This window comes from Algibacter amylolyticus, from assembly GCF_014202225.1.
Lineage (GTDB): Bacteria > Bacteroidota > Bacteroidia > Flavobacteriales > Flavobacteriaceae > Algibacter_B > Algibacter_B amylolyticus.
On the sequence record NZ_JACHGE010000003.1, the window covers coordinates 193,136 to 215,651 of the forward strand.

Sequence of the window (22,516 nt, forward strand, 5' to 3'; positions counted from 1 at the left end):
AACATAGGGTTTTAGGCCTTGTAAACATTGAAGAAATAATTTAATTATATGTAGATTTGGAAGTCTTTTAGATTGATATTGATTAAAAAAAATAGAGTATTTACTATTTGTATTGTGTGTTGGTTAGATTGTAAATGGTTTTATTTATTATCAATTCTGAAACATTAAAAGAATAAGGATATTTAAATAATTTTTTAAACAATAAGAAATTTGATTTAATACATACAGCTTTATTTTGAGGAAGCTCTGAGTTTATTGTTAGGTTTGCTGTTAAAACCAAGAGCAAATGCATTAATAATATTTAAAAAGAGTGTAATTAGTTACCAGCTGAATCTCTTTGTGGTAGGTAAGTGTGTATAGGTTAAATATTATAAATAAAAAACCTCGAAGCCATACAACTTCGAGGTTTTCATCTTTAACTAAACTAACTAATCTCAAAAAAAAATTATCTTTTATACTTTTTATTATGCCTTGTTTTTACGTAATGTTTTACTTGTCCTCGGGTTTTAACAATTTGTCCTTTTCGATTATAGACAACTTTTAAACCGCCAACTTTGGTTAAAACAGTATGCTTATTTCGGCTGTAGCTCATGTTAACGGTTCCAGCGCGGGTAATACGTCCGTAACGATCGTAATTTATGTTTACATGGCCAATGCGTTTAATTTTTCCAAATCTGTCGTGGGTAATTGTTAGACCTTTATTAGAGAAACGTGTATATTGTACATTGGCATTTGGGCCTCTATAACTTGTGTTTCTATAGGTGTTTCTTTTATATGCTAATGGATTAAAGTGTTTTGTGTGTTTTGCATTAAAATCGAAACTACCATCTGAGAAAATTAAAAACTCCACACCGTTTTCTTTAAACGTAATAGGTTGCGATAGGTGATTGCTTTTTCTTTTTTCTAGCTTTATGTTTGGTTTGTGTGTATTGGTTTCGGTTGCTGATGCAGTTGTTAATCCTATCAACAAACTTGCAAATACTAGTACTACTCTTTTCATAATCATAAGGATTTCATTGTGCCTACTCTTTAGCTTTTCGGCTTTCGCTTTGTTGTTTAGTGGTTTTCAATTTGCGTGCCAAAAAAATGGTTAGTTTGTTGAATTAACTTGGTTTTAACAATCTTGTTATTGTTAGTTGGTTGGTTTTTAGTAAGTTGTGGTTTGCGCTAAAAAAGAGATGTTTCTTTTTTAAGAGGGAGTTATTTTATTGAAACACCTCTTTAAAAAAAAGAAATAAGTAAAATGGACTAGTTTGTGGTGTTAAACCAAAATGTAGCAAATAGGTGCGTTAGGGATTGAGCAATTGTTGGAGCTCCTCGAAGAGAGCGACTTGTGAAAGCCCGACCCTTGTGGTAACGCCCAAATAATTAAAAGTGAATTAAAGTTTTTCTTTTAAATATTTACCAATTTGAGATGCTTTTATGTTAGATATTTCCTCTGGAGTTCCTGTTGCTACTAGATTTCCGCCTTTTTCGCCGCCCGTTGGGCCAAGATCGATAATATGATCGGCACATTTAATTAAATCGATATTATGCTCGACAACAATAATAGAGTGGCCTTTGGCTATTAAAGCATTAAAAGATTTTAGTAGCTTTTGAATGTCGTGAAAATGTAGTCCGGTTGTAGGTTCGTCGAAAATAAATAGTGCTTTTTCTTTATTGTTTCCTTTACCTAAAAATGAAGCCAATTTAATGCGTTGTGCTTCGCCACCAGATAGGGTAGACGAGCTTTGTCCTAAAGTAACATAACCCAAACCAACATCTTGTAGTGGTTGGAGTTTGTTTTTAATTTTGGTTTGCTCGGTAGCCTCGAAAAAAGCAATGGCATCGTCGATGGTGGCGTTTAAAATATCGTCTATGTTTTTATCGGCAAATGTAACTTCTAGGACTTCCTTTTTAAAGCGTTTGCCTTTGCAGGTTTCGCATTCTAGATGCACATCGGCCATAAATTGCATTTCAATGGTTACTTGACCTTCACCCTTGCAAGTCTCACAACGCCCGCCATCTACGTTAAACGAAAAGTGCTTTGCTTGGTAATTTCGTATGGTGCTTAATTTCTGTTTTGAAAACAGCGCACGAATATCATCGTATGCTTTTATATAGGTTACCGGATTGGATCTTGATGAGCGTCCAATTGGATTTTGATCTACAAATTCGATGTGATTTATATTGCTAAAATTACCTTTTAGCTCGGTAAATTGTCCTGGTTTATCTCCAAAATCGGTAAGTTTCTTTTGAAGCGCTGGGAATAATATTTTTTTTACCAATGTACTTTTTCCACTACCTGAAACTCCTGTAATTACGGTCAGCATGCCTAAAGGAAAGCTAACATCAATATTTTTTAGGTTGTTTTCGCGAGCGCCAATAATATCGACATGGTATTTTGATGTTCTGCGCGTTTTTGGAACTTCTATTTTTAACTCTTCGTTTAAGTATTTGGCTGTTAAGGATTGCGATGCTAAAATATCGGTATAAGTGCCATCTGCAACTACATGTCCGCCAAAGGTTCCTGCTTCGGGGCCAATATCGATAATGTATTCGGCGGCTTTCATGATATCTTCATCATGTTCAACCACAATTACTGTGTTACCTAAATCGCGTAAGGATTTTAAAACAGAAATAAGGCGTTCGGTATCTTTAGGATGTAGGCCAATACTAGGTTCGTCTAAAATATACATGGAACCAACCAAACTACTTCCTAATGATGTTGCTAGGTTTATACGCTGACTTTCGCCACCGGAAAGGGTGTTCGATTTTCTGTTTAGCGTTAAATAATCTAAACCAACATTGGCAAGAAATGATAGCCTGTTATTTATTTCTTTTAATAATCTATTGGCTATATGCGTATCGTGATCGTTTAGTTTTAGCGATTTAAAGAAGATGGTGAGCTTATCTAATGGCATTTCTACCAAATCGGTAAGTGTGGCGCCGGCAATTTTTACGTAATTAGCTTCTATACGTAAGCGCTTACCGTTACAGGTTTTGCATTTGGTTTTACCGCGGTAACGTGATAACATTACCCGATTTTGAATTTTATAAGCTTTAGACTCTAACTCGGCAAAAAAGGAGTTTAAACCTTCAAAATGTTTATTTCCTGTCCAAACCAATTGTTTTTGGGAATCGCTTAGCTCAAAATAAGGTTTATGAATAGGAAAATCGAATTTATGAGAGTTGTTTACCAATTGGTCTTTATACCAACTCATGCTTTCTCCTCGCCAAGCAAAAATGGCACTTTCATATATGGAAAGCCCTGTGTTTGGAATTACTAAATCTTCATCAATACCAATAATATCCCCATAGCCTTCGCATTTTGGACAGGCGCCATAAGGATTGTTAAAACTGAACAAATGCACATTAGGTTCTAAAAAATTAATGCCATCTAATTCAAATTTATTGCTAAATGGTCGTTGTTTGTTATCGCTTAAGGTTTCGATAATACATTCGCCTTTACCTTCAAAAAATGCGGTTTGTACGGCGTCTGCTAATCGGTTATAAAAATCCTCTTCATTTTTGGTGATCACTCTATCTACAACTAATAGTATGGTGTCTTTTTTGGTTATAGACAGAGCTTCGTCTATTCTTACAACATCGTCGTTAACTTTTATACGTGCGTAACCTTGCTGGTTTAATGTTTTTAATTTGTCTTCAATGGTGCGTCCTTCTTCTAAATAAATAGGAGCGAGGAGAAGTAGTTTTTCTCTTTCTGGAAATGTTTTAATGTATTCTAAAACATCTGTGACCGTGTCTTTTTTCACTTCTAAACCAGAAACTGGTGAGTAGGTTTTTCCGATTCTAGCAAATAGTAGCTTAAGATAATCGTAAATTTCGGTAGTTGTACCTACTGTAGAGCGTGGATTTGTAGAATTTACTTTTTGCTCTATAGCAATAGCAGGGGCAATGCCTTTTATATAATCTACTTTTGGCTTGTTTAATCGCCCTAAAAACTGACGTGCATAACTTGATAAGCTTTCTACATAGCGTCGTTGACCTTCGGCATAAAGCGTATCGAAAGCTAAACTTGATTTTCCTGAACCAGATAAGCCCGTAATAACCACTAATTTGTTTCTTGGAATAACAACATCGATATTTTTAAGGTTATGCAGTTTTGCACCTTTTATAATGATGTTTTCTTTTGGGTTAACTTCGGAAATATTAGTGTTCATAGGATGTTTGTCGAAATAATTTGTAAAGATAATACAAGTGGACGAGCATAAAAAATAACCGTTTATCGAATAAAAAGTTAAAAAAAATTATGATTTATTGTTTTTTAGGAACGATTGTTGTTATATTTGACTTATAATAACTTCATAAACACGTATCTATAGCATAAAATTACTTTTAAACTTAATAACCCCCAAGCAACGAGGTTTTACTTCGTGCATTAAAAGTAAACATTATGCAACAAGAACTTATTACAGATGCGACTCTAGTAAGCAACTACATTAAAGGTGATGAAAGCGCACTAGAAATTTTAATTAAAAGGCACAAACAAAGGATTTACAGTTTTATTTATTCAAAAGTATACGACAGAGATGTTGCAGAAGATATTTTTCAGGATACTTTTATTAAAGTTATACGTACACTAAAGCGAGGTGCTTATAACGAAGAAGGTAAGTTTTTGCCTTGGGTAATGCGTATATCGCATAATTTAGTGATAGATTTCTTTAGAAAAAATAACCGGATGCCTAAATTTGATAATGCGGGCGATTTTAATATTTTTTCTGTTTTAAGTGATAGTAGCTTGAATGCCGAAAAAACGATTATTAAAGAACAGGTAGAACATGATGTAAGACGATTGGTTGATGAACTTCCTGATGATCAAAAAGAGGTGTTAATGATGCGTATTTATAACGATATGAGTTTTAAAGAAATATCTGAAAGAACAGGTGTTAGTATTAATACTGCGCTAGGAAGAATGCGTTATGCGCTTATTAACTTACGTAAAATAATAGATAAGCATAATATAGTTTTAACGAATTAATGCAATAAAGTAAATGTTGTTTCGTTTTCTATTTGAATTAACCTTTTAAATAGATATAATGGAAAAAATTTACTCTGAAAATTCTTTAAAAAACATTGAAAAACTTGAGCCGAAAGGGGAGACAGTTAATTTTCTTCTTAATTACTCAAAAGCTTTAAGTGTTAAAAATTATAATAACATGAAGTTTGAAACACTTCTGAATTAAATACAAATAAATAAAAAGCCCTGATTCTATGAATTAGGGCTTTTTTGATTTATAATACTCGTCCAAAACCGATTGTCTACCTATAGTTTTAGTAATAATATCTTTTTCTAAATCCCAACCTCGAGCGGGAGAATATTCACGACCATACCAAATAATTTGAAGATGTAAGTCATTCCACAATTCCTCTGGAAATAAACGTTTCGCATCTTTTTCGGTTTGTGCTACATTTTTTCCGTTGGTTAAATTCCATCTGTACATTAATCTGTGGATGTGAGTATCAACAGGAAATGCAGGAACACCAAAGGCTTGGGACATAACTACGCTCGCTGTTTTATGGCCAACGGCAGGTAATTCTTCTAAATATTCAAAACTTTGTGGTACTTCGCCATTATGTTTTTCAATTAATATTTTAGATAAGCCGTAAATACCTTTGCTTTTCATTGGTGATAAACCACAAGGTCTAATAATTTCTTTAATTTCTTCTACCGACATTTTAATCATATCAAAAGGATTGTCGGCACGTTCAAATAATAAAGGGGTTATTTGATTTACGCGAACATCTGTACATTGCGCCGAAAGTAAAACGGCTATTAATAGGGTGTAAGGATCTTTATGGTCTAACGGAATTGGTATTTCAGGGTAAAGCTTGTAAAGTGTGTTAATAACAAATTTTACCTTTTCTTGTTTAGTCATAAGTTGTATTTTTGATAAAAATCAAAGTTAAGACTATGAATACACTAAAACAAGGCGATGCTGTTCCTAATTTTACAGCTAAAGATGAGCAAGGAAATAATATTTCGTTAAGCGATTATAAAGGTGAAAAACTGGTTGTGTTTTTCTATCCAAAGGCAAGTACACCAGGTTGTACGGTTGAAGCTTGTAATTTAAGAGATAATTACACCGAACTTAAAGCGCAAGGTTATGAGCTGTTGGGTGTAAGTGCAGATTCTGCAAAAAGACAATCAAATTTTAAAAATAAACATGAGTTTCCTTTTCCGTTATTAGCCGATGAGGGTAAAACGGTTATTAATGCCTTTGGTGTTTGGGGGCCTAAAAAGTTTATGGGTAGAGAGTATGACGGTATTCATAGAATGACTTTTTTAATAAACGAGCAAGGTGTTGTAGATCGTGTTATTCAAAAAGTAAAAACCAAAGATCATGCGGCGCAAATTTTAGAAAATTAATTAACCAGTGTGTATAAAAAAAACGGCTATTTATATAAAATAGCCGTTTTTTATTTTTTTTATTGTGTTTTACTTTTTCTTTCTAGTAATGTTTCTGCTTAAGGTGAGAGGCCTTCTAGTGTATCCAAATAACCTGTAGTCTTTAATTAACTCTGCAGTTCCTTCTGGTACCATTTCTTCCCAACCTTTTTCGCCTTGCGAAATTTTTCTTAGTATTTCTCTAGAAAATATATTCATGATGCTTTCATCGTAATCTTCTATATCGATAACTTTTCCGTTGTATTTAAAGAATTTGTATAATTCTTTCATACGCGGGTAAACTTTTAAATTTTCACTAGTAATAAGCTCTCCTGTTTCGGAGTCCCTCATTGGGTATAAGTAAACTTTCAAGTCTTTAAAGAATAATTTGCCAAAGGCTTCTAGAATACCCCCGCTCATATGGCGATAGTATTTTTCATCAAAAATATCAACTAAATTACTAACACCCATGGCTAACCCCATTCTAGCTTTTGTATAATTAGAGAAGTATTCTACTACTTTAAAGTATTCTTGAAAGTTGGATATCATAACCGATTGTCCTAGAGAGCATAATAAATCTGCACGATCTATAAAATCTTGCTCGTCAATTTCACCTTCGGCTCTTAAATTAGATAATGTAATTTCAAAAACCACAACAGTTTTCTTTTCATCCACTTTATTTTCCTTGATAAACATTTCGTATGATTTCTCATACATTGCCATGTTTACTTTGGTTACCGGTCTAAAACTACCTCTAAGAGCTAAAATGTTTTTCTTATAAAACACACGAGCCGGTAAAACGTTGGTGCCGTCTGGACCAAACATTACGGCATCCGTCATGCCATTTTTAACAAGCTGCAAACTCATTAATCGGTTGTCGATATCTTTAAAAACAGGTCCTGAAAAGTTAATGGTGTCAATTTCTAACTGGTCTTTATCTAAGTGATCGTATAAATAACGCAATAACTTTTTAGGTTCATTATACTTGTAAAACGCACCGTATATCAAATTTGTACCTAGAACACCAAGCGTTTCTTGTTGTAGTCGTGCATCAGTTTCTTTAAAACGTAAATGCAGGATTATTTCATTGTATTCAGCTCCAGCTTCAACTTGATATTTAATTCCTACCCAGCCATGACCTTTAAATTGCTTAGCAAAATCTATGGTTGCAACGGTATTGGCGTACGTAAAAAATATTTTATTCGGGTTTTTTTCACGGGTTAGCCTATTCTCCATAAGGTCCATTTCGTGAGCAAGCATTTTTCTTAAACGCGCTTCTGTTACGTAGCGTCCATCGTCCTCGGCACCATAAATGGCATCACTAAAATCTTTATCGTAAGCAGACATAGCTTTAGCAATAGTTCCTGAGGCTCCTCCAGCTCTAAAAAAATGACGACAAGTTTCTTGTCCAGCGCCAATTTCCGCAAAGGTTCCATAAATGTTTGCGTTTAAGTTGATTTTTAATGCCTTAGATTTTAACGATGGGATATCGTCAAACTCTTTATCGCCAGTAATGGTTATTTCCATAATTTATATAGGTTACGTCTTGTCCTTACAAAGGTATCAAATAAGTATAGCAAACAAAAAAATAAACTTATTTTTGTAAAAACTTAAAATTTTTGAAAATTACTTTCCTCGGTACCGGTACTTCTCAAGGCATTCCAGTTATAGGAAGCAATCATCCAGTTTGTTTAAGCGAGAACCCTAAGGACAAGCGCTTAAGAGTGTCTGTTTTAGTAGAGTGGGATAATTTTACTTATGTAGTAGATTGTGGGCCGGATTTTAGATATCAAATGCTAAGGGCACAGGTAAAACGAATTGATGGTATTGTGTTTACTCATGAGCATTCCGATCATGTTCTAGGTTTGGATGATATTAGGCCGTTTTATTTTAAGCAAGGAGGTATTTCCATTTATGGACATAAGCGCGTTTTAAAATCTATAAAAAAACGATTTGATTATGTTTTTAAAAAGGAAAACAGGTATCCAGGAGCTCCAGAAGTTATAACTCACAGGCTTAAAAACAAGCCTTTCAAGTTGAAAAATTTAACGGTTGTTCCTGTAAGCGGTAAACACCATGAGTTGCAAGTTTTTGGTTTTAAGTTTAAGGATTTTGCGTATTTAACCGATATGAAAACGGTTTCGGATAAGGAGGTTGAAAAAATTAAACATGTAAAAGTTTTGGTGGTTAATGCTTTACGTATAGAGCCGCATCACTCGCACTTTAACTTAGAGGAAGCGCTGGAGTTTATAAGAAAGGTTAACCCTGAAAAGGCCTATTTAACACATATAAGTCATCTGTTAGGGTTTCACGATGATGTTGAGAACAAGTTGCCGAACAATGTGTTTTTGGCTTACGACGGATTAAAAATAACAGTTTAAATAAAAATTATAATGAAGCAGAGAATTTTCATGTATTTATTTGTGTTTACGGCGCTTTTGGTGTTGTTTCAATATGTTAGCTCGAAACGAATTTTTGAGGATATCGACAAGCAGTTGGTAACAAGTAATACGCAGCTTAAAAAATATAAGGACTCTGTTGCTGTTTTACATAATGATATTCTAGAATTATCGCATTTCAATCTTTATAGAAATGAAGACGCTATTAGTTATTTTGAAAATGATGGCTATAAAATAGATGAATTGATTCCGTTTATTAAAGATGAATTGTATAAGATGAATGAAGTAAAAGGCGATCACCCAATTATTCCTTATGCTTCAGGTGAAGGGAGAAAGATGCTTTTGAATACAGTAAAAATGCTAAATCATAAATGGATTATAGCTGATTTTTCCGATGGTCAATATTGGGGAGAAGTACTTCTAACTTATGAAATTACGCAAGAAAAACAACTAAAATTTCAACTAGTAGAACATTTTTTATATCCTTTTGATTGAATAATAGTTTTCTAATAACATAATGAGGAAAGCTGCTTAGTCAATTTTAATAGCTATTCCTTTTTCTTTTCGCTGGGGCTCGCCTTCGTTAAAAGAAGCTTTTGCGTATTCAAAAGTGTACGAGCTATCTGTGGTGGTTAATATTTTCATATGGATAGGATCTTTCTCTGCGATTGATTTTGGGTTTATCTTGTATAATACAAACTCGCAATCATTTATCCATTTCACTTCAGAGCTGTCTGTTTTCCCATCATAAAAATTAATACTATAGCGTTCTGTTCTCTTAAAGTTAGCGCTTTTTGAAACGCCATCTACAGCGTAGTCAAAACGAAATGTACCTGTTTTGTAATCTTTACAGTTTCTTGTTGATTCATAGCAGCTTGTTAAACTAAGAAGAAAAGCTAAAAGAAATAATGCACGCATATTTTGTTGTTTTGCTTACAAAGCTACTAAACAATACTGTTAATTTTCGTAGTTTTTAAAACTTCCGTCAGAATAAAATACAACAATACGATCTATTGTTTTTTTGCTATCGATTTCAATTGGGGGTAATTTGGGGATTGAAGGTGTTGCTGTGATATTTTCTTGAATGGGCTCTTTAGTTTTTTCTTCAGAAGGAAAAGCTCCCTTGCCGTTAAATAACCAATACAAATCAACTTCGGGGAAGGCGGAGAGTACTTTTAAAATAAAGTCTAAACTCGGTTTGTTTCGGCCTGATAATATATGTGAAATACTGGAGCGTTGTACACCAATTTTTTCGGCAAAAGAAGACGCAGACTCACCGTAGTAATCTATAACTTTTTGTAGTCTTTTAATAAAATCTTCTGTGTTTATCATTGTAAATAGTGGTCTGGGGTAATCGCTGTTACAAATGTAACAATATAACTTTAAATCAGGAAATATATTGTGTTGAAATTGTTTTTTATTTTAAGTTTTAGTTTAATTTAAGTTATTTAATTAACTGGAAATATGTGTTTTATGTAAAAATTTTAATTCAGGCAAATTTTTGTGATTGAAAAATTGTCTAAAACTCAACTTTATGTTTAATATTGTAAACAAAGTATCCAATTTTAATGTTTACAAATGTAAAAACTTAATTGTTTACATTTGTCTACACAAAATAATCAAGATGCAATTACAGGATATTAAGGTGTTATTTTTACAGCACAAAGAAGATCAATTATCTCATCGATATATAACCAATAAAGACATTGAGCCTTTGTTGGAAAAATTATCAAAACATGTTCAAGTAGAAACTATTGGTAAATCTGTTTTATCACATCCTATTTATGGTTTAAAAATTGGAAGTGGTAAAAAAAGAATACTCATGTGGTCTCAAATGCACGGTAATGAGTCGACCACTACTAAGGCTATATTCGATCTCTTAAATAGCTTTTTAGATAGCAAAACGGAGCTTAATTACATTTTAGAAGCTTGTACCTTATATATCATTCCTATTTTAAATCCTGATGGTGCTTTAGCTTATACTAGAATTAATGCTAATCAAGTGGATTTGAATAGGGATGCTCAAAACAGAACACAGCCGGAAAGTGTAGTGCTTCGCAACGCTTTTGAGAAGTTTAAACCTCATTTTTGCTATAATTTACATGGACAGCGCACTATATTTAGTGCGGGAAATACAAATAAATTGGCAACCGTTTCTTTTTTAGCACCAGCGCAAGACGAGGCCTGTACAGTTACGCCTAATCGAAAAATAGCCATGGAGGTAATTGGGGTAATGAATAGCGCTCTGCAGGGTATTATACCCGATCAAGTTGGCGTGTATGACGATGCTTTTAATTTAAATTGTGTTGGAGATACATTTCAAAGTGAGAACGTACCAACTATTTTGTTTGAAGCAGGACATTCTGCTAATGATTACGGAAGGGAGGTGACGCGTGAGTTGATCTATATATCATATTTAGCATCGTTAGACTATATAGCTAAAACAGAGGTTACGGGAAGTGCTTATGAGCCTTATTTCACCATTCCAGAGAATGGAAAATGCTTTCTTGATTTTATTATTAGGAATGCAAAAGTAAACGGCATTTTGGTAGATGTTGGCGTATTGTTTCAAGAACGTTTAATTGATAATAAGGTGAAATTTATACCAAAAATAGAGAAAATTGAAAAGTTAAATGCATTTTATGGACACAAAGAGATTGATGCTAAAGGGGTTGCCATTTATAACGGAGAAGGTGGTGAATTGGAAATAGGTTACGAAAACGTTTTCGTAATATTAAATAATGAGAAATTATTGCTTTTATCGAAATAAAACATAGAAATAGTTCTGTATTTTTAATAAAAATGTATTAATTTTGCCTCATATATAAGAATAGTTAATTATGGGAAAAATCAAATTAGACGAAATAGATCATCAAATTCTTGACATGTTAATCGACAATACAAGAATTCCTTTTACTGATATCGCAAAAAAATTATTAATTTCTGCAGGTACAGTTCATGTTCGTGTAAAAAAAATGGAAGAAGCTGGGATTATTAAAGGTTCTTCATTAATGTTAGATTATAAAAAATTAGGCTATTCATTTATTGCTTACGTAGGTGTTTATTTAAATAATACGTCTCAAACTAAATTTGTTTTAGAGCGAATTAATGAGATTCCTTTTGTTACTGTTGCACATATTACTACAGGTAAGTTTAATATTTTCTGTAAAATTAGAGCAAGAAGTACAGAGCACGCTAAAGAAGTTATCTTTTTATTAGATGATATTGAGGGTGTTTATAGAACAGAAACTATGATTTCGTTAGAAGAGAGTATAAACGATAAAAAACGTTTGATGCATTCTATTTTTAATGATATGTAAATTTAAAAGTAAAGAATATATTTTAAAGCTCTGTGAAAACAGGGCTTTTTTAGTTTTATAACGTAACCTGATTTTTGATTTTAGTTGTTATTTTGGCATTGATGTAATATTTTTTACCGTTTAAAGAAAGTATTTGGTAATATTCTCGACTTCAACCATATTTGAGTAATATTTAGAAAAACATGATATTTAATTCTTTAGAGTTTTTTTTATTTCTTTTTGTGGTTTATGCGCTCTATTGGTTAGTGTTTAAAAAAAGCCTTAAAGGACAAAATATTTTACTTCTTATTTCAAGTTATATTTTTTATGGCTGGTGGGATTGGAGGTTTTTGTTTTTAATTGTTTTAAGCACAATCGTTGATTATTTTATAGGCATTACTATTTATAAAACAGAAAAGCAAAAGACCCGGAAAGCTTGGTTATGGGTTAGTGTATTATTTAATTTAGGGTTATTAGGTTTTTTCAAGTATTATAATTTCTTTGTAGATTCTTGGATCGATCTATTTTCGGTCTTAGGTTACAGTTTAAATAGCACTTGGACATTAAATATTATTTTACCTGTTGGTATATCCTTTTACACGTTCCAGACGATGTCTTATTCGTTTGATATTTATTATAAAAAATTAAAGCCCACCAAAAACTTTTTGGCCTTTGCAGCTTTTGTTAGTTTCTTTCCGCAGTTAGTTGCTGGTCCTATAGAAAGAGCTTCTAATTTATTACATCAAATTATAAATAAAAGAACATTTAATTATAATCAATGTGTAGGGGGCTTAAAGCTTATTTTATGGGGTTTATTTAAAAAAATGGTAATAGCGGATTCGTTGGGACCTATTGTTGACGATATCTTTACAAATTATTCTAGCTATTCGGCGTCCACTTTAGTTTTAGGAGCGGTATTTTTTAGTTTTCAAATCTATGGTGATTTTAGTGGGTATTCTGATATAGCCATTGGTACAGCTAAGCTTTTTGGAATAGAGTTAAAATCTAATTTTAAATTCCCATATTTTTCAAGAAATATTGCGGAGTTTTGGGTACGTTGGCACACCTCTTTGTCCGATTGGTTTCGTTACTATGTTTATATTCCATTAGGAGGCTCTCGTAAATCAAAATTAATTTCAATTAGAAACATTGCCATTGTATTTTTAATTAGTGGCTTATGGCATGGTGCTAATTGGACCTATTTGTTTTGGGGCGCTTTTCATGCCATAGCATTTGTTCCTATATTTTTATTGGGCAAAAATTCAAAATATAAAAACTCTATAATAGGAGAGCACTCATTATTACCATCAATAAACGAAGTACTTCGAATGGTAATGGTTTTTAGTCTTGTGACCTTTTCGTGGGTGTTTTTTAGGTCGGCTACTATAGCTGATGCATTTAGCTATATTTTAAGAATGTTTTCGGAGTTTACGTTTCATTCATATAGACATCCAACAGGCTTCAGGATGATTGATTATTATGTTTTAATCGCTCTTTTTGTAGTTTATGAATATATTATAAGACGTGACGAACGTGCACCGTTTAAATTTAAATCTAAGTACATTCGGTTTATTGCGTATGCAATTGTTATTCTGTGCATGTTGTTGTTTTATGATAGCAAAATAGATCGATCTTTTATTTATTTTCAATTTTAATTATTTAAAGAGCTTAGAGATGAAAAAAATATTTTTTAAAGGTGCTTTTTATGGTTTATTGATTGTTTTAGTTTTAGAGCTAGTGGTTAGAGGGTTTCATTTAACTAAAGATTATCCAGTTCGAATTATTGATGAAAATAAAGTGGAGAAGTGGCAACCTAATCAAAATGGATTTTCTGTTACAGGAAATAGGCGTCAAAATTTTTCCGAATTCCGAATAAATAATTCTGGTTTCAATTCCTATCGCGAATTTGCACCTTCAAAAGAGAAAAAAGAAATAGCGTTAGTTGGAGATTCATACATAGAGGGGTTTCATCAAGACTATCAGTTTTCTATTGGAAATAAAATAGAAAAGCAATTAACCAATTTTGAAGTTTACGAATATGCTTATGCGGGCTATGATTTTGCCGATGAACTTAATTTAATCAATCAGTTTAAAGATGATTTTAATCTAATTGATTACGTTTTTATAGATCTTAAATTTAAAACAGATTTGCAAAGAGGTGAGTATACTGTAATTCCGGATAGAATGAACTTAGAAACTCCGTTTTATAGGAACTTACGTAAATTTAAATTGCTAGTATACTTAAATAGTATAGGTATAACAGGAGATTTAAAGACACGTTTTAGAGAATTAGTAGCCTTCAAAATAAAACCGAATACAACACCTAAGAATGAAAACAAGCTTCAGGAAGTTGATGAAATAAATCCTAAATATTTAGCTAATTTTAATAAGTTGGTAGAAACTTATAATTTCGATAAATCAAGGTTTGTTCTCTTATTAGAAAAAAGAAATACACCAAATGCGTTTAAAAATTATTTAAAGGTAAATAATTTTAAATTTATAGATTTAACTACTGATTTAGAGACGTCTAAAAGACCTACGACATTAATTTATGATAGTCATTGGAATGATAATGGCAGGAGTATTGTAGCGAATGCTATTGTGAACTACACCAGGCAATTGGAATTTAAGAACTAAAATTTACCGTAAATTAAGTTTTCTTAAAATAAAACTACTCGTTCTGTAAATAGTTGGTTTTAGATCGCTTAGCATGTATTTAATAGGCGTATTGTTAAAAATAAACTTTAATTTTAATAACTGGCTTTTATCTCTTTTAATACTTTTTACTAAGCCTTTTAGAAGCATAAAATCAATTAATTTATAATCAGGAGTTTCAAACGGTTTATTTAAACTTGATAAGTAGTATAAATATGGGAAGTTTATGCCTGCAAATAAAGAAGCTTCTACAGATCCCCAAAATCGTGGGTTTATTTCTACAACCTTAAAATTTTTAGCTTTTTCATCAAACCTCATGTCTAGATGTGCTACTCCAGACCAATCTAAAGATTTCATTAAGGTTTTTACTTGATTTAATATGTCGTCTTGCTTAACAAATTTAAACGATATTTGAGGTGCAAATTTATTACCTCCAAACATGTTTGGCTTTTGTATGGTATAGGCTAAAACCTCACCATTTTTGCATAATACACTGCAATCAATATCATAACCTTCAATATAATCTTGTACAAGGTAATTGATTTTGGAGTCGTTAGAATTTAGAAACTCCAAAAATTCAGATTCTTCTTTAAAAACTTTAATACCTAAACCGCCTCCAGGGCTTTCAATAGGTTTAATTAATATGGGGTAATCTACCTTGCTTAAATCGGGTGTTAACCCTTCTGCAATTACTTGGCTTTTAGGATAAGGCAAGCCTAATGTTTTTAAATACTCAGTTAAAGTACCTTTATTGATAGCTTTTTCAAAATTGCTATGAGATGGGAGAAGGGCTAATTTATTTGGTAACCTAATTAAATCTTTATATTTAGTAATAAGCCGAATGCTATGCTCAAATATGGGCATAATCAAATCAATGTCTTGATTTTCAGTTATGTCATTAATGTTACTAATATAATCGACATCAGATTCTGTTTTTGGGCGGTAATAGAACTTATAAACCTTTTTTGAGTGCTTCATAGGTATGTCAGCATCATCAGACATAACATGGATTTTTACCCTTTTAATTTCCGAAAGGCAATTTAAAACTATCATTAAAACTGGAGCCTCTCCATCGGGTATAAGAATAGATATATTTTTACTAGGCATGATAATAGTTATTTAATTAAGTTCAAAATTACTTGTGGCATATCAATATAATTCAAATATTTAAAAATAATCCGGAATAAATATACTTTCCATATTATTTCGATATTATGTATAAATAACAAGATAAAACTTACTTATAGCAGAGTGATTTTATAATAATTCATTTTTTATTGGACATTTGGTTTAATTAAATCGATCAAAAATTATTTTTTAAATAAAGTTAATCATAATTTTTTTAATTATAATTTAACTCCTAGAGTCTAGTTGTTAACTTATAAATCATGAAAGTTTTACATATTGATTTTCGTTGTTATTTTTTATTATATAACTATCATTTTCAAGCTGAAAGAGTTCAATAGCTTCAAAATGTAAATTATTAGCGTATAAAAAGTTGTAAACTTCTTTTTTAAGTTCCGAATTGGTTTTTTCCAATAGCGACAAGGGTTTCAGACTCATATTAGCAATATCAGTATCTAAAATAGATGTTATTTGGTAATATTTTGGTTCTGGTGCTTTTCTGTTTTTTAGTTTAAAGATTGTCTTATAATAAAAATCATTGACTCCTTTTTGTCTTAAGTATTGCTTAAGTTTAAGTTTAGCAGCCACGAAAGCTGCTAGCCCACTTGATATAATTGATTTTTCATAAATTAAATGATACTCGTAATTATAGATTTTATTACACCAATCTTTTTTATATCCATATTCTCCTTTATAAAAATCGAATTTATTGAAGCCTTTATCAGTAAGAGCTTCAAATAAATTCATTATGGTAATGGAGCCTAAACCAAATTTATAATAATTAACATCAAACACCGGAATTACTCCAACAGTGAGCGAATTAAAGTGGTAACATAAATAAAGTGAGATTGGGTTTTTGTTATTATATACGACATAAAGTGAGGCTTCACCATTAGCAATCATTGGATGAATTGTGTCGGTGTAAAAGTCCCAAAAATAACCATCTGTTACGGGGTAAAATTCTTTTCTTGATTTAAATTTCTCAATTAATAAAGCTTTAAAAGCTCTCATCAAAGCTAGATATGTGTCTTTAGGTATTACTGTTTTGTAAAATAATTGATAAGATATATTAAAACACCTTTCTAGTTTTTTTTTTCTCCTATTAATGTTACCAATTTTTTTTCTACCAACTTGTTCAGAAAAGTAATCATCAATAGTTTTATATTCTGAAAAATCAGCCATATAGGCTTCATTTTCTGGAATTCGCTTAGTTTTTAATTTGGTATAATAGGATGTATTTGTATAATTTATATTATCATAATTGGGTATATTATAAATAACTAGGAGTTTGTTTTTAAAATTAGAGGGTCCAATTCTTTTTAAATCATAACTATTGCTAATCATTAATAAGCTACCACCAATACTACTAAAAACGGGTAGTAACTTGCTTTTTAAAAACGTTACACCATCTATAAAATTAAAATTATATAACTTAACTTCTTTGGAGTAATGAGATTTCCATTTGTCTTTAAACAATTTAGAAGACGATAGGGCTTTATTCATTTTTTTATCTATTTATCCTTAAGTTAAGTATTGCTTTTTTCTTCCCATCTGTACTTAGGGAAGAAATCGGAATTAGCATCTTCCGAGAAGTTTTTATTTAAAACTAAGGTATTATAAACGTCTTCGTTAACAATATAAGTCCATACTTTAAAAGACTTGTAATGATTTGATAAGGAAGACTTAAATTTAAATAAACTGTCTTGTTTGTTGTTTAATCCACCACCTAAATTAAAATAGTTAAAACTTGTACCGGAGTAATCCAATCTCACTTTGTCAAATAATGCCCGAATCGGAGAGAGGTGTAAATAATCGGTATGAGTACCAGATAAATGGTATTGAATAATCCCATTTGTTTTAATCATTAATGCAGCCGAAACGGTATTTTTGGTTTCTTTATCAACAGCACAAATTATATCTGTTTCAAATTCATTGCTATTTATAAAATTTAAAAAATAGTTCTTACTAAAATAGTAACTTTTATGCGCGTTCACGCGATCCATATTTTTGTAATACAAATCAATAAATGCATCTAATGCTTTTAAACTATTTATTTTTTTAATATCAAGCATTTTTTGTGCTTTTCTTAAATACCTTTTTGTGGTGCTAGAAAAGCCTAATTCTTGTGCTTCAAAAGGTTCCTGTAAATCCAAGTATACAACTTTACCAAGTGCTTTAATAGCACCTATGTTTTCTAGAATATTAGCCTGGTTTTCTATAAACGGATGTAATCTGCTAAATACAGAAATTATATTTTGTTTTTTTAAAAATGCATTTAAATGTTTTTTAAAATTGGTGTTGTCAAAATTAGCACCTATATTTTTATTTAATGGGCCAGCATATCCGTAAACAGAAGTGGCATCAAAAAAAGGAGTGCCTTCAATAGGTCTAATAATTAGAGGTAAACAAATTACAGTATCTCTTTCATGGTATTTTATTAATATCGAAGTTTCATGGTCTAATTTGGATAATTGGTGGTAATCAAAAGTATGGTAAAAGTCATAATGTGCCACTTCTTCCAAGGTTTTTTGCCAAAGAATCTTTTCTTTTATTAAGGTTACGCTTATATTTATATCTATTTTTTTCATTGATAGGGTTTTATTTTTCATTTACAAAAGAAACTATTTAGAGTATTCATTTTTGGGGCGAACAAAAGGTTATCCATTATTAAATCGATAAAATGGAAAGAAGTATTTTTTAATTTCATCTATATGAGTATTATTATAATCTTTATGTTTGCTTATGCATAGCTTTTCGTAAACTTGATAATTATTTATTTTCCTACCTGTATAGAAAACAATATCATCATCCTTCGGAAAAAAGGCTTTTTTACTTTTATATAAGCCATCGCCATCGCTTAAGCCTCCACCTAATACGTAATGTTTTAATTTATTTTCAATGGCCCATTTAATAATTTCTACACGTAAAAAATCATTTGGTCTATGACTGAAGTAGTTGGCATCTGTGCCTCCTAAAAAAGCAAATAATGTATCGTTGTTTTTAATAATTAATTCTGCAGATATAGGCAAATCATTAAAATATGAATAGGCTATAAGGATTTCAGATCTATGATTTGAAATTAATTCTGTAAAATATTGTAAAGAAAAAAAATATAGCTCTTTTGCGTTATTTCGTTTCATAGTTTCTGTATAGATTGTATAAAACGTGTTAATTTCTTCTTGAGTTATTTCTTCTTCTTGAAGAATTTTAAAGGTCAAGTTGTTAGATTTTGCCTTACGATAGTTGTTTCTAACCTTAGGAAGGAATTTTTCCCATTGCAGTTCGAAATCAGACTCTAATGTGCCTTTAACATTTAAAAGCGTTGAAATGAGTAAGCCAGAATAGCTAATGTAATTTCTGTTTAAGCTAAACCTAATAAATTCTGTAACGACATTCTTTTTTTCATACCAACAATCTATGGCTTTCCAAAAGGCTTGTAAATCGATTGAGTTGACTTGTTTGTCATCATATAAAGGGCCATTATAGCCATATGGAGTTATAGTATCAAAACATTCCTCCTGATCGTGTTTTGTGTCTATTTTCCTTAGTATTATTGGCATTATAATTTTTACCTCTCCATTTATTTTAAATTGAAAGCACTTTAAGGTATCCGTTTCGCTAACAAAATATTTTAAGTGGTCGTATGAATAATATACGTTATTGTTCCAATTCTCTTTAAGTAAGGTTTTATACTCTTCAATTTCTTCAGTACTGTTTAATTTTTTACTTACAAAATTGTATTTTTTATTAAGGTTTTCTACCGGGAAAATATCATTATATAATATTTTAGATAATATTTGAGATAGCCATATTATTCTACCACAATGTTCTACATGCCACACCGCCTTGTTTTCAATTACATTACCCGCTAGCATTGGGCCCATTACATGAAGGTTTTTGCTGCATTCTAAGGCGTTATTTACGTGAAACCCTATGTTTGATTGATTAGGTACGCAATATTTTTTTTGCAATAAGTTTTTATAAAGTAATGGCAGATCGTCATGTTTTAAATTTTTACTACCAACACAATTAATAATAATATGGAATGCATTTGGGTTCGTTAACGTTTTACCTGTTTTGGTATCTACATAAGCCAAAATATAATCCCCGTTACTATCTTTTACTAAATTGCTAAATCTACCTGCAATATGTTCAAACCTATTTTTACGTTCTAGATTGTCAATTACATTGGTATAATGCTGTCCTGCACAGCGTTGTCTTTTTCCTATGGCGTTTCCATATTCGCACGCAAATATTTCAAGCTCTTTTTCATTTAAAGATTTTAATAGTACGCCAAAGGATTTCGAAATAATATCTACTGTTGATGCAGGACCTAAATTAATTTCATCAGCGAGGTCCAAATCTTTATAAGTAGCTTCAGCAATAGTTTGTGCTGTTAATTTGTTACAATTTTTTAAGGCTTCTAGATGTATAGGTTTAAATTTTTCTTGCCCTTCAATATCTATGGTAGTATCAGGGATTCGCCCTTGGGTAGAAAGAAATGTAAAATTCGTATTTTTAAATTCTTTGCTTTTAAAATCGTTAATTTTATATATAACCTCTAAGCCACTAGCGTTAGCACCAACAATTAAAATATTTATTGTTTTATCGGCATTTGTGGTTATAAAATTTTGAATTTTATCAAGAGATACTTTTAGTTCAGGTTTATAAGGGTTATTTAAAAACAAGAGATTGTCCTGTTCAATAACTCTTTTATTTTTCCAGAGATTATTTGTAGGCAAGGAGCCCACGGAAAGGACTACTTTTTTGGATTTAAGATCTTCTTTATCTTCTAGTTTTATAGTGTAAACGCCATTTACACGCTCAATATCAATGGCTTTTGCGTTAATTTTATTTAACTCAATTTTATTAGATTCGCTAAGCTTTTTAGTTTTAGCCTTAATTAATTGGTCCATGTAGCAACCAAAAAAGCGTCTAGGAATAAATAAATCTTCCCATCTATTGTGTTTTATATCGTCATGGTTGTTAGTCAACCACGCTTCTGTTAATACACCTCCTTCATTTTTAAGTTCTTGAAGTAACCAATTTTTATTACTATTTAGCCAGGCAATAAATAAACCTAATTCCGGCTCAATTAAAAAATTTCTTAAGGACGTGATTAGAAGTGTAGAAAACCCAGATCTTTCACCATATGGTAAACCTAAATTAAATTCATGGTATTTCTCAATAATATTTAAGGTTATTTTTTTATCATTAGTTTCATTATTATTAATGAGTTTTAAAAATCTTAGAATACTAAAGGAGGTTGATATACCCGATCCAATAAAAGTTAAGTCTGTAATTTCTTTAGTATTGTCCACTTTAATCGTGTTTTTTAATTTTAATAATTTTTCCGGGATTACCTACAACAGTAGCGTAATCAGGTACATCTTTCAATACAATTGTTCCAGCACCAATAGTACACCATTTTCCGATTTTTACTTTTGGAATTACGACACAGCCAACTCCAACATGTGATCCTTCGCCAACCTCTACATGCCCACAAAGTGCTGCCTTTGGTGAAATATGAGCAAAATCTCCAATTATATTATCATGATCAACACTTGCTCCAGTGTTAATTATAACATGCTTTCCAATTACCGTGTTTGGTTGTATAATAGCTCCAGCAAAAACAACTGTTCCTTCTCCAATTTTAGAAGTCGGTGAAATTATAGCGGATTGATGTATGGCCTTTTCGTAATTGCAATTTAAAAATTCCGATATTTCAGCGCGTTCTGAATTTTTTCCAACGGCAATTATAACGGGAGCACCTTCATGCGGAAAATTTAAAATATTCTCTCTTGCTCCAATAGCTACATTTTTAGAGGCATGATGAACTTGCTCTGGTTTGTCATCAAAAGTATCTAAAATCTCATAGCCATTTATACGCATAACTTCTTTAATAACATGCGAATGACCTCCTGCGCCGTAAATTCTAACTTGATTTTTATAATTAGGAGTCTTTTTCATAATAATTTAATAACTATGTTTCTTAAATAAATTTCATATACTAAAAAAATCTAACTAACCTTATTGTCTTTTCTAATGATATTTAGCATGGTTTCAACATTAGTATTGTCAACAGCAACATCTTTGGATGAAATAACTTTAAAAACGGTTTTAAAAAAAATGCTTAAATCTAATTTAAAAGATAGGTTATCTACATATTCGGCATCAAAATTTAACTTGGTATCCCAATCTAAATTATTTCTGCCATTTACTTGGGCGTAACCCGTAATACCTGGTTTTACTGTATGTCTTTTTTGTTCGTTTTTGGTGTAATAAGGCAAATACTGTGGTAATAAAGGCCTAGGGCCAATTAAAGACATATCGCCTTTTATAATGTTAAATAATTGCGGCAATTCATCAATAGATGTTTTTCTCACTAGTTTACCAATGGTAGTTAAGCGGAATGTGTCTGGTAATAAATTACCTTCGGCGTCCTTCTTATCGTTCATGGTTTTAAACTTAATTATTTTAAACAATTTTTCATTTTTCCCCGGTCTTACCTGAAAAAAGAAAGGTTTACCTTGATTTGCAAATAATAGTAATATAGTAGCTATAATTATTATTGGAGACAATAAAACTAAGGCAATAAATGCAATGATGTAATCTAAAAGTGGTTTTATTACGTTTTTATACATCCTAAC

At 31.3% G+C, this 22,516-nt stretch carries 20 protein-coding genes; 8 read left to right on the plus strand and 12 right to left on the minus strand.

Features of this window, described 5'->3' with window-relative positions; all coding sequences use genetic code 11:
- Positions 1 to 445: 445 nt before the first annotated feature.
- Both HNQ90_RS08530 and uvrA read right to left on the minus strand, forming a co-directional pair.
- Entirely contained in the window at positions 446 to 1,000 is a 555-nt protein-coding gene (locus HNQ90_RS08530) for a hypothetical protein (protein ID WP_144115944.1), read from the minus strand.
- A 379-nt stretch (positions 1,001 to 1,379) separates the two neighbouring features.
- A complete protein-coding gene (gene uvrA / locus HNQ90_RS08535; RefSeq protein ID WP_144115943.1) occupies positions 1,380 to 4,163 on the minus strand; it encodes an excinuclease ABC subunit UvrA in 2,784 nt (927 codons plus the stop codon).
- A 233-nt stretch (positions 4,164 to 4,396) separates the two neighbouring features.
- Between uvrA and HNQ90_RS08540 the strand changes: the two genes are divergently transcribed.
- The gene (locus HNQ90_RS08540; RefSeq protein WP_144115942.1) at positions 4,397 to 4,981 is read left to right on the plus strand and encodes an RNA polymerase sigma factor; all 585 of its coding nucleotides are present in this window, start codon (positions 4,397 to 4,399) and stop codon (positions 4,979 to 4,981) included.
- A 238-nt stretch (positions 4,982 to 5,219) separates the two neighbouring features.
- On the opposite strand, the gene HNQ90_RS08545 is transcribed toward HNQ90_RS08540, so the two are convergent.
- Positions 5,220 to 5,879, minus strand: coding sequence for an endonuclease III domain-containing protein (locus HNQ90_RS08545; RefSeq protein WP_144115941.1), 660 nt, complete (start codon positions 5,877 to 5,879; stop codon positions 5,220 to 5,222).
- Between the two features lie 35 nt (positions 5,880 to 5,914).
- Between HNQ90_RS08545 and bcp the strand changes: the two genes are divergently transcribed.
- Complete coding sequence (gene bcp, locus HNQ90_RS08550; RefSeq protein ID WP_144115940.1) at positions 5,915 to 6,370, plus strand: thioredoxin-dependent thiol peroxidase; 456 nt, start codon at positions 5,915 to 5,917, stop codon at positions 6,368 to 6,370.
- 69 nt (positions 6,371 to 6,439) lie between these two features.
- Here bcp and HNQ90_RS08555 read toward each other — a convergent pair whose 3' ends face one another.
- The gene (locus tag HNQ90_RS08555) at positions 6,440 to 7,915 is read right to left on the minus strand and encodes a nucleotidyl transferase family protein (protein WP_144115939.1); all 1,476 of its coding nucleotides are present in this window, start codon (positions 7,913 to 7,915) and stop codon (positions 6,440 to 6,442) included.
- A 92-nt stretch (positions 7,916 to 8,007) separates the two neighbouring features.
- Here HNQ90_RS08555 and HNQ90_RS08560 point away from each other — a divergent pair, with 92 nt between their 5' ends.
- Entirely contained in the window at positions 8,008 to 8,769 is a 762-nt protein-coding gene (locus HNQ90_RS08560) for an MBL fold metallo-hydrolase (protein ID WP_144115938.1), read from the plus strand.
- A 12-nt stretch (positions 8,770 to 8,781) separates the two neighbouring features.
- A complete protein-coding gene (locus tag HNQ90_RS08565) occupies positions 8,782 to 9,282 on the plus strand; it encodes a hydrolase (protein ID WP_144115937.1) in 501 nt (166 codons plus the stop codon).
- A 36-nt stretch (positions 9,283 to 9,318) separates the two neighbouring features.
- On the opposite strand, the gene HNQ90_RS08570 is transcribed toward HNQ90_RS08565, so the two are convergent.
- Both HNQ90_RS08570 and HNQ90_RS08575 read right to left on the minus strand, forming a co-directional pair.
- Positions 9,319 to 9,705: a hypothetical protein gene (locus HNQ90_RS08570; protein WP_144115936.1), complete on the minus strand. Its 387-nt coding sequence runs from the start codon at positions 9,703 to 9,705 to the stop codon at positions 9,319 to 9,321.
- A gap of 39 nt (positions 9,706 to 9,744) precedes the next feature.
- Positions 9,745 to 10,119: a helix-turn-helix domain-containing protein gene (locus HNQ90_RS08575; protein WP_144115935.1), complete on the minus strand. Its 375-nt coding sequence runs from the start codon at positions 10,117 to 10,119 to the stop codon at positions 9,745 to 9,747.
- Between the two features lie 292 nt (positions 10,120 to 10,411).
- Between HNQ90_RS08575 and HNQ90_RS08580 the strand changes: the two genes are divergently transcribed.
- The 4 genes from HNQ90_RS08580 (at position 10,412) to HNQ90_RS08595 (ending at position 14,723) form a co-directional block, all read left to right on the plus strand.
- Positions 10,412 to 11,557, plus strand: a complete 1,146-nt coding sequence (locus HNQ90_RS08580) for a M14 family zinc carboxypeptidase (protein WP_144115934.1) — start codon at positions 10,412 to 10,414, stop codon at positions 11,555 to 11,557.
- Between the two features lie 70 nt (positions 11,558 to 11,627).
- Positions 11,628 to 12,107, plus strand: a complete 480-nt coding sequence (locus tag HNQ90_RS08585; protein ID WP_144115933.1) for an Lrp/AsnC family transcriptional regulator — start codon at positions 11,628 to 11,630, stop codon at positions 12,105 to 12,107.
- Between the two features lie 182 nt (positions 12,108 to 12,289).
- Positions 12,290 to 13,741 carry an MBOAT family O-acyltransferase gene (locus HNQ90_RS08590; protein ID WP_144115932.1) on the plus strand — a complete coding sequence of 484 codons (1,452 nt, stop codon included), beginning with the start codon at positions 12,290 to 12,292 and terminating at the stop codon, positions 13,739 to 13,741.
- Between the two features lie 19 nt (positions 13,742 to 13,760).
- Positions 13,761 to 14,723, plus strand: coding sequence for a hypothetical protein (locus tag HNQ90_RS08595; protein WP_144115931.1), 963 nt, complete (start codon positions 13,761 to 13,763; stop codon positions 14,721 to 14,723).
- A gap of 3 nt (positions 14,724 to 14,726) precedes the next feature.
- On the opposite strand, the gene HNQ90_RS08600 is transcribed toward HNQ90_RS08595, so the two are convergent.
- The 6 genes from HNQ90_RS08600 to HNQ90_RS08625 all read right to left on the minus strand — a co-directional run bounded on the left by HNQ90_RS08600 (position 14,727) and on the right by HNQ90_RS08625 (position 22,510).
- Positions 14,727 to 15,848, minus strand: coding sequence for a carboxylate--amine ligase (locus tag HNQ90_RS08600; RefSeq protein ID WP_144115930.1), 1,122 nt, complete (start codon positions 15,846 to 15,848; stop codon positions 14,727 to 14,729).
- Between the two features lie 279 nt (positions 15,849 to 16,127).
- Entirely contained in the window at positions 16,128 to 17,369 is a 1,242-nt protein-coding gene (locus HNQ90_RS08605; RefSeq protein ID WP_144115929.1) for a GNAT family N-acetyltransferase, read from the minus strand.
- A 23-nt stretch (positions 17,370 to 17,392) separates the two neighbouring features.
- On the minus strand, positions 17,393 to 18,454 hold the full coding sequence (locus tag HNQ90_RS08610; protein ID WP_221279796.1) for a GNAT family N-acetyltransferase: 1,062 nt from the start codon (positions 18,452 to 18,454) through the stop codon (positions 17,393 to 17,395).
- 69 nt (positions 18,455 to 18,523) lie between these two features.
- Positions 18,524 to 21,187: a GNAT family N-acetyltransferase gene (locus HNQ90_RS18090; RefSeq protein WP_144115928.1), complete on the minus strand. Its 2,664-nt coding sequence runs from the start codon at positions 21,185 to 21,187 to the stop codon at positions 18,524 to 18,526.
- Between the two features lies 1 nt (position 21,188).
- Positions 21,189 to 21,836, minus strand: coding sequence for an acetyltransferase (locus HNQ90_RS08620; RefSeq protein ID WP_144115927.1), 648 nt, complete (start codon positions 21,834 to 21,836; stop codon positions 21,189 to 21,191).
- Positions 21,837 to 21,886: 50 nt separating this feature from the next.
- Positions 21,887 to 22,510, minus strand: coding sequence for a sugar transferase (locus tag HNQ90_RS08625; RefSeq protein ID WP_144115926.1), 624 nt, complete (start codon positions 22,508 to 22,510; stop codon positions 21,887 to 21,889).
- Positions 22,511 to 22,516: the final 6 nt, after the last annotated feature.

Coding starts and splice junctions, on each gene's coding strand:
- HNQ90_RS08570 (WP_144115936.1), bottom strand. CDS start 9,705: ATGCGTGCATTATTTCTTTTAGCTTTTCTTCTTAGTTTAACAAGCTGC.
- HNQ90_RS08625 (WP_144115926.1), bottom strand. CDS start 22,510: ATGTATAAAAACGTAATAAAACCACTTTTAGATTACATCATTGCATTT.
- HNQ90_RS08585 (WP_144115933.1), top strand. CDS start 11,628: ATGGGAAAAATCAAATTAGACGAAATAGATCATCAAATTCTTGACATG.
- HNQ90_RS08595 (WP_144115931.1), top strand. CDS start 13,761: ATGAAAAAAATATTTTTTAAAGGTGCTTTTTATGGTTTATTGATTGTT.
- HNQ90_RS08575 (WP_144115935.1), bottom strand. CDS start 10,119: ATGATAAACACAGAAGATTTTATTAAAAGACTACAAAAAGTTATAGAT.
- HNQ90_RS08540 (WP_144115942.1), top strand. CDS start 4,397: ATGCAACAAGAACTTATTACAGATGCGACTCTAGTAAGCAACTACATT.
- HNQ90_RS08555 (WP_144115939.1), bottom strand. CDS start 7,915: ATGGAAATAACCATTACTGGCGATAAAGAGTTTGACGATATCCCATCG.
- uvrA (WP_144115943.1), bottom strand. CDS start 4,163: ATGAACACTAATATTTCCGAAGTTAACCCAAAAGAAAACATCATTATA.
- bcp (WP_144115940.1), top strand. CDS start 5,915: ATGAATACACTAAAACAAGGCGATGCTGTTCCTAATTTTACAGCTAAA.
- HNQ90_RS08605 (WP_144115929.1), bottom strand. CDS start 17,369: ATGAATAAAGCCCTATCGTCTTCTAAATTGTTTAAAGACAAATGGAAA.
- HNQ90_RS08620 (WP_144115927.1), bottom strand. CDS start 21,836: ATGAAAAAGACTCCTAATTATAAAAATCAAGTTAGAATTTACGGCGCA.
- HNQ90_RS08610 (WP_221279796.1), bottom strand. CDS start 18,454: ATGAAAAAAATAGATATAAATATAAGCGTAACCTTAATAAAAGAAAAG.
- HNQ90_RS08545 (WP_144115941.1), bottom strand. CDS start 5,879: ATGACTAAACAAGAAAAGGTAAAATTTGTTATTAACACACTTTACAAG.
- HNQ90_RS08565 (WP_144115937.1), top strand. CDS start 8,782: ATGAAGCAGAGAATTTTCATGTATTTATTTGTGTTTACGGCGCTTTTG.
- HNQ90_RS08580 (WP_144115934.1), top strand. CDS start 10,412: ATGCAATTACAGGATATTAAGGTGTTATTTTTACAGCACAAAGAAGAT.
- HNQ90_RS08600 (WP_144115930.1), bottom strand. CDS start 15,848: ATGCCTAGTAAAAATATATCTATTCTTATACCCGATGGAGAGGCTCCA.
- HNQ90_RS08590 (WP_144115932.1), top strand. CDS start 12,290: ATGATATTTAATTCTTTAGAGTTTTTTTTATTTCTTTTTGTGGTTTAT.
- HNQ90_RS08530 (WP_144115944.1), bottom strand. CDS start 1,000: ATGAAAAGAGTAGTACTAGTATTTGCAAGTTTGTTGATAGGATTAACA.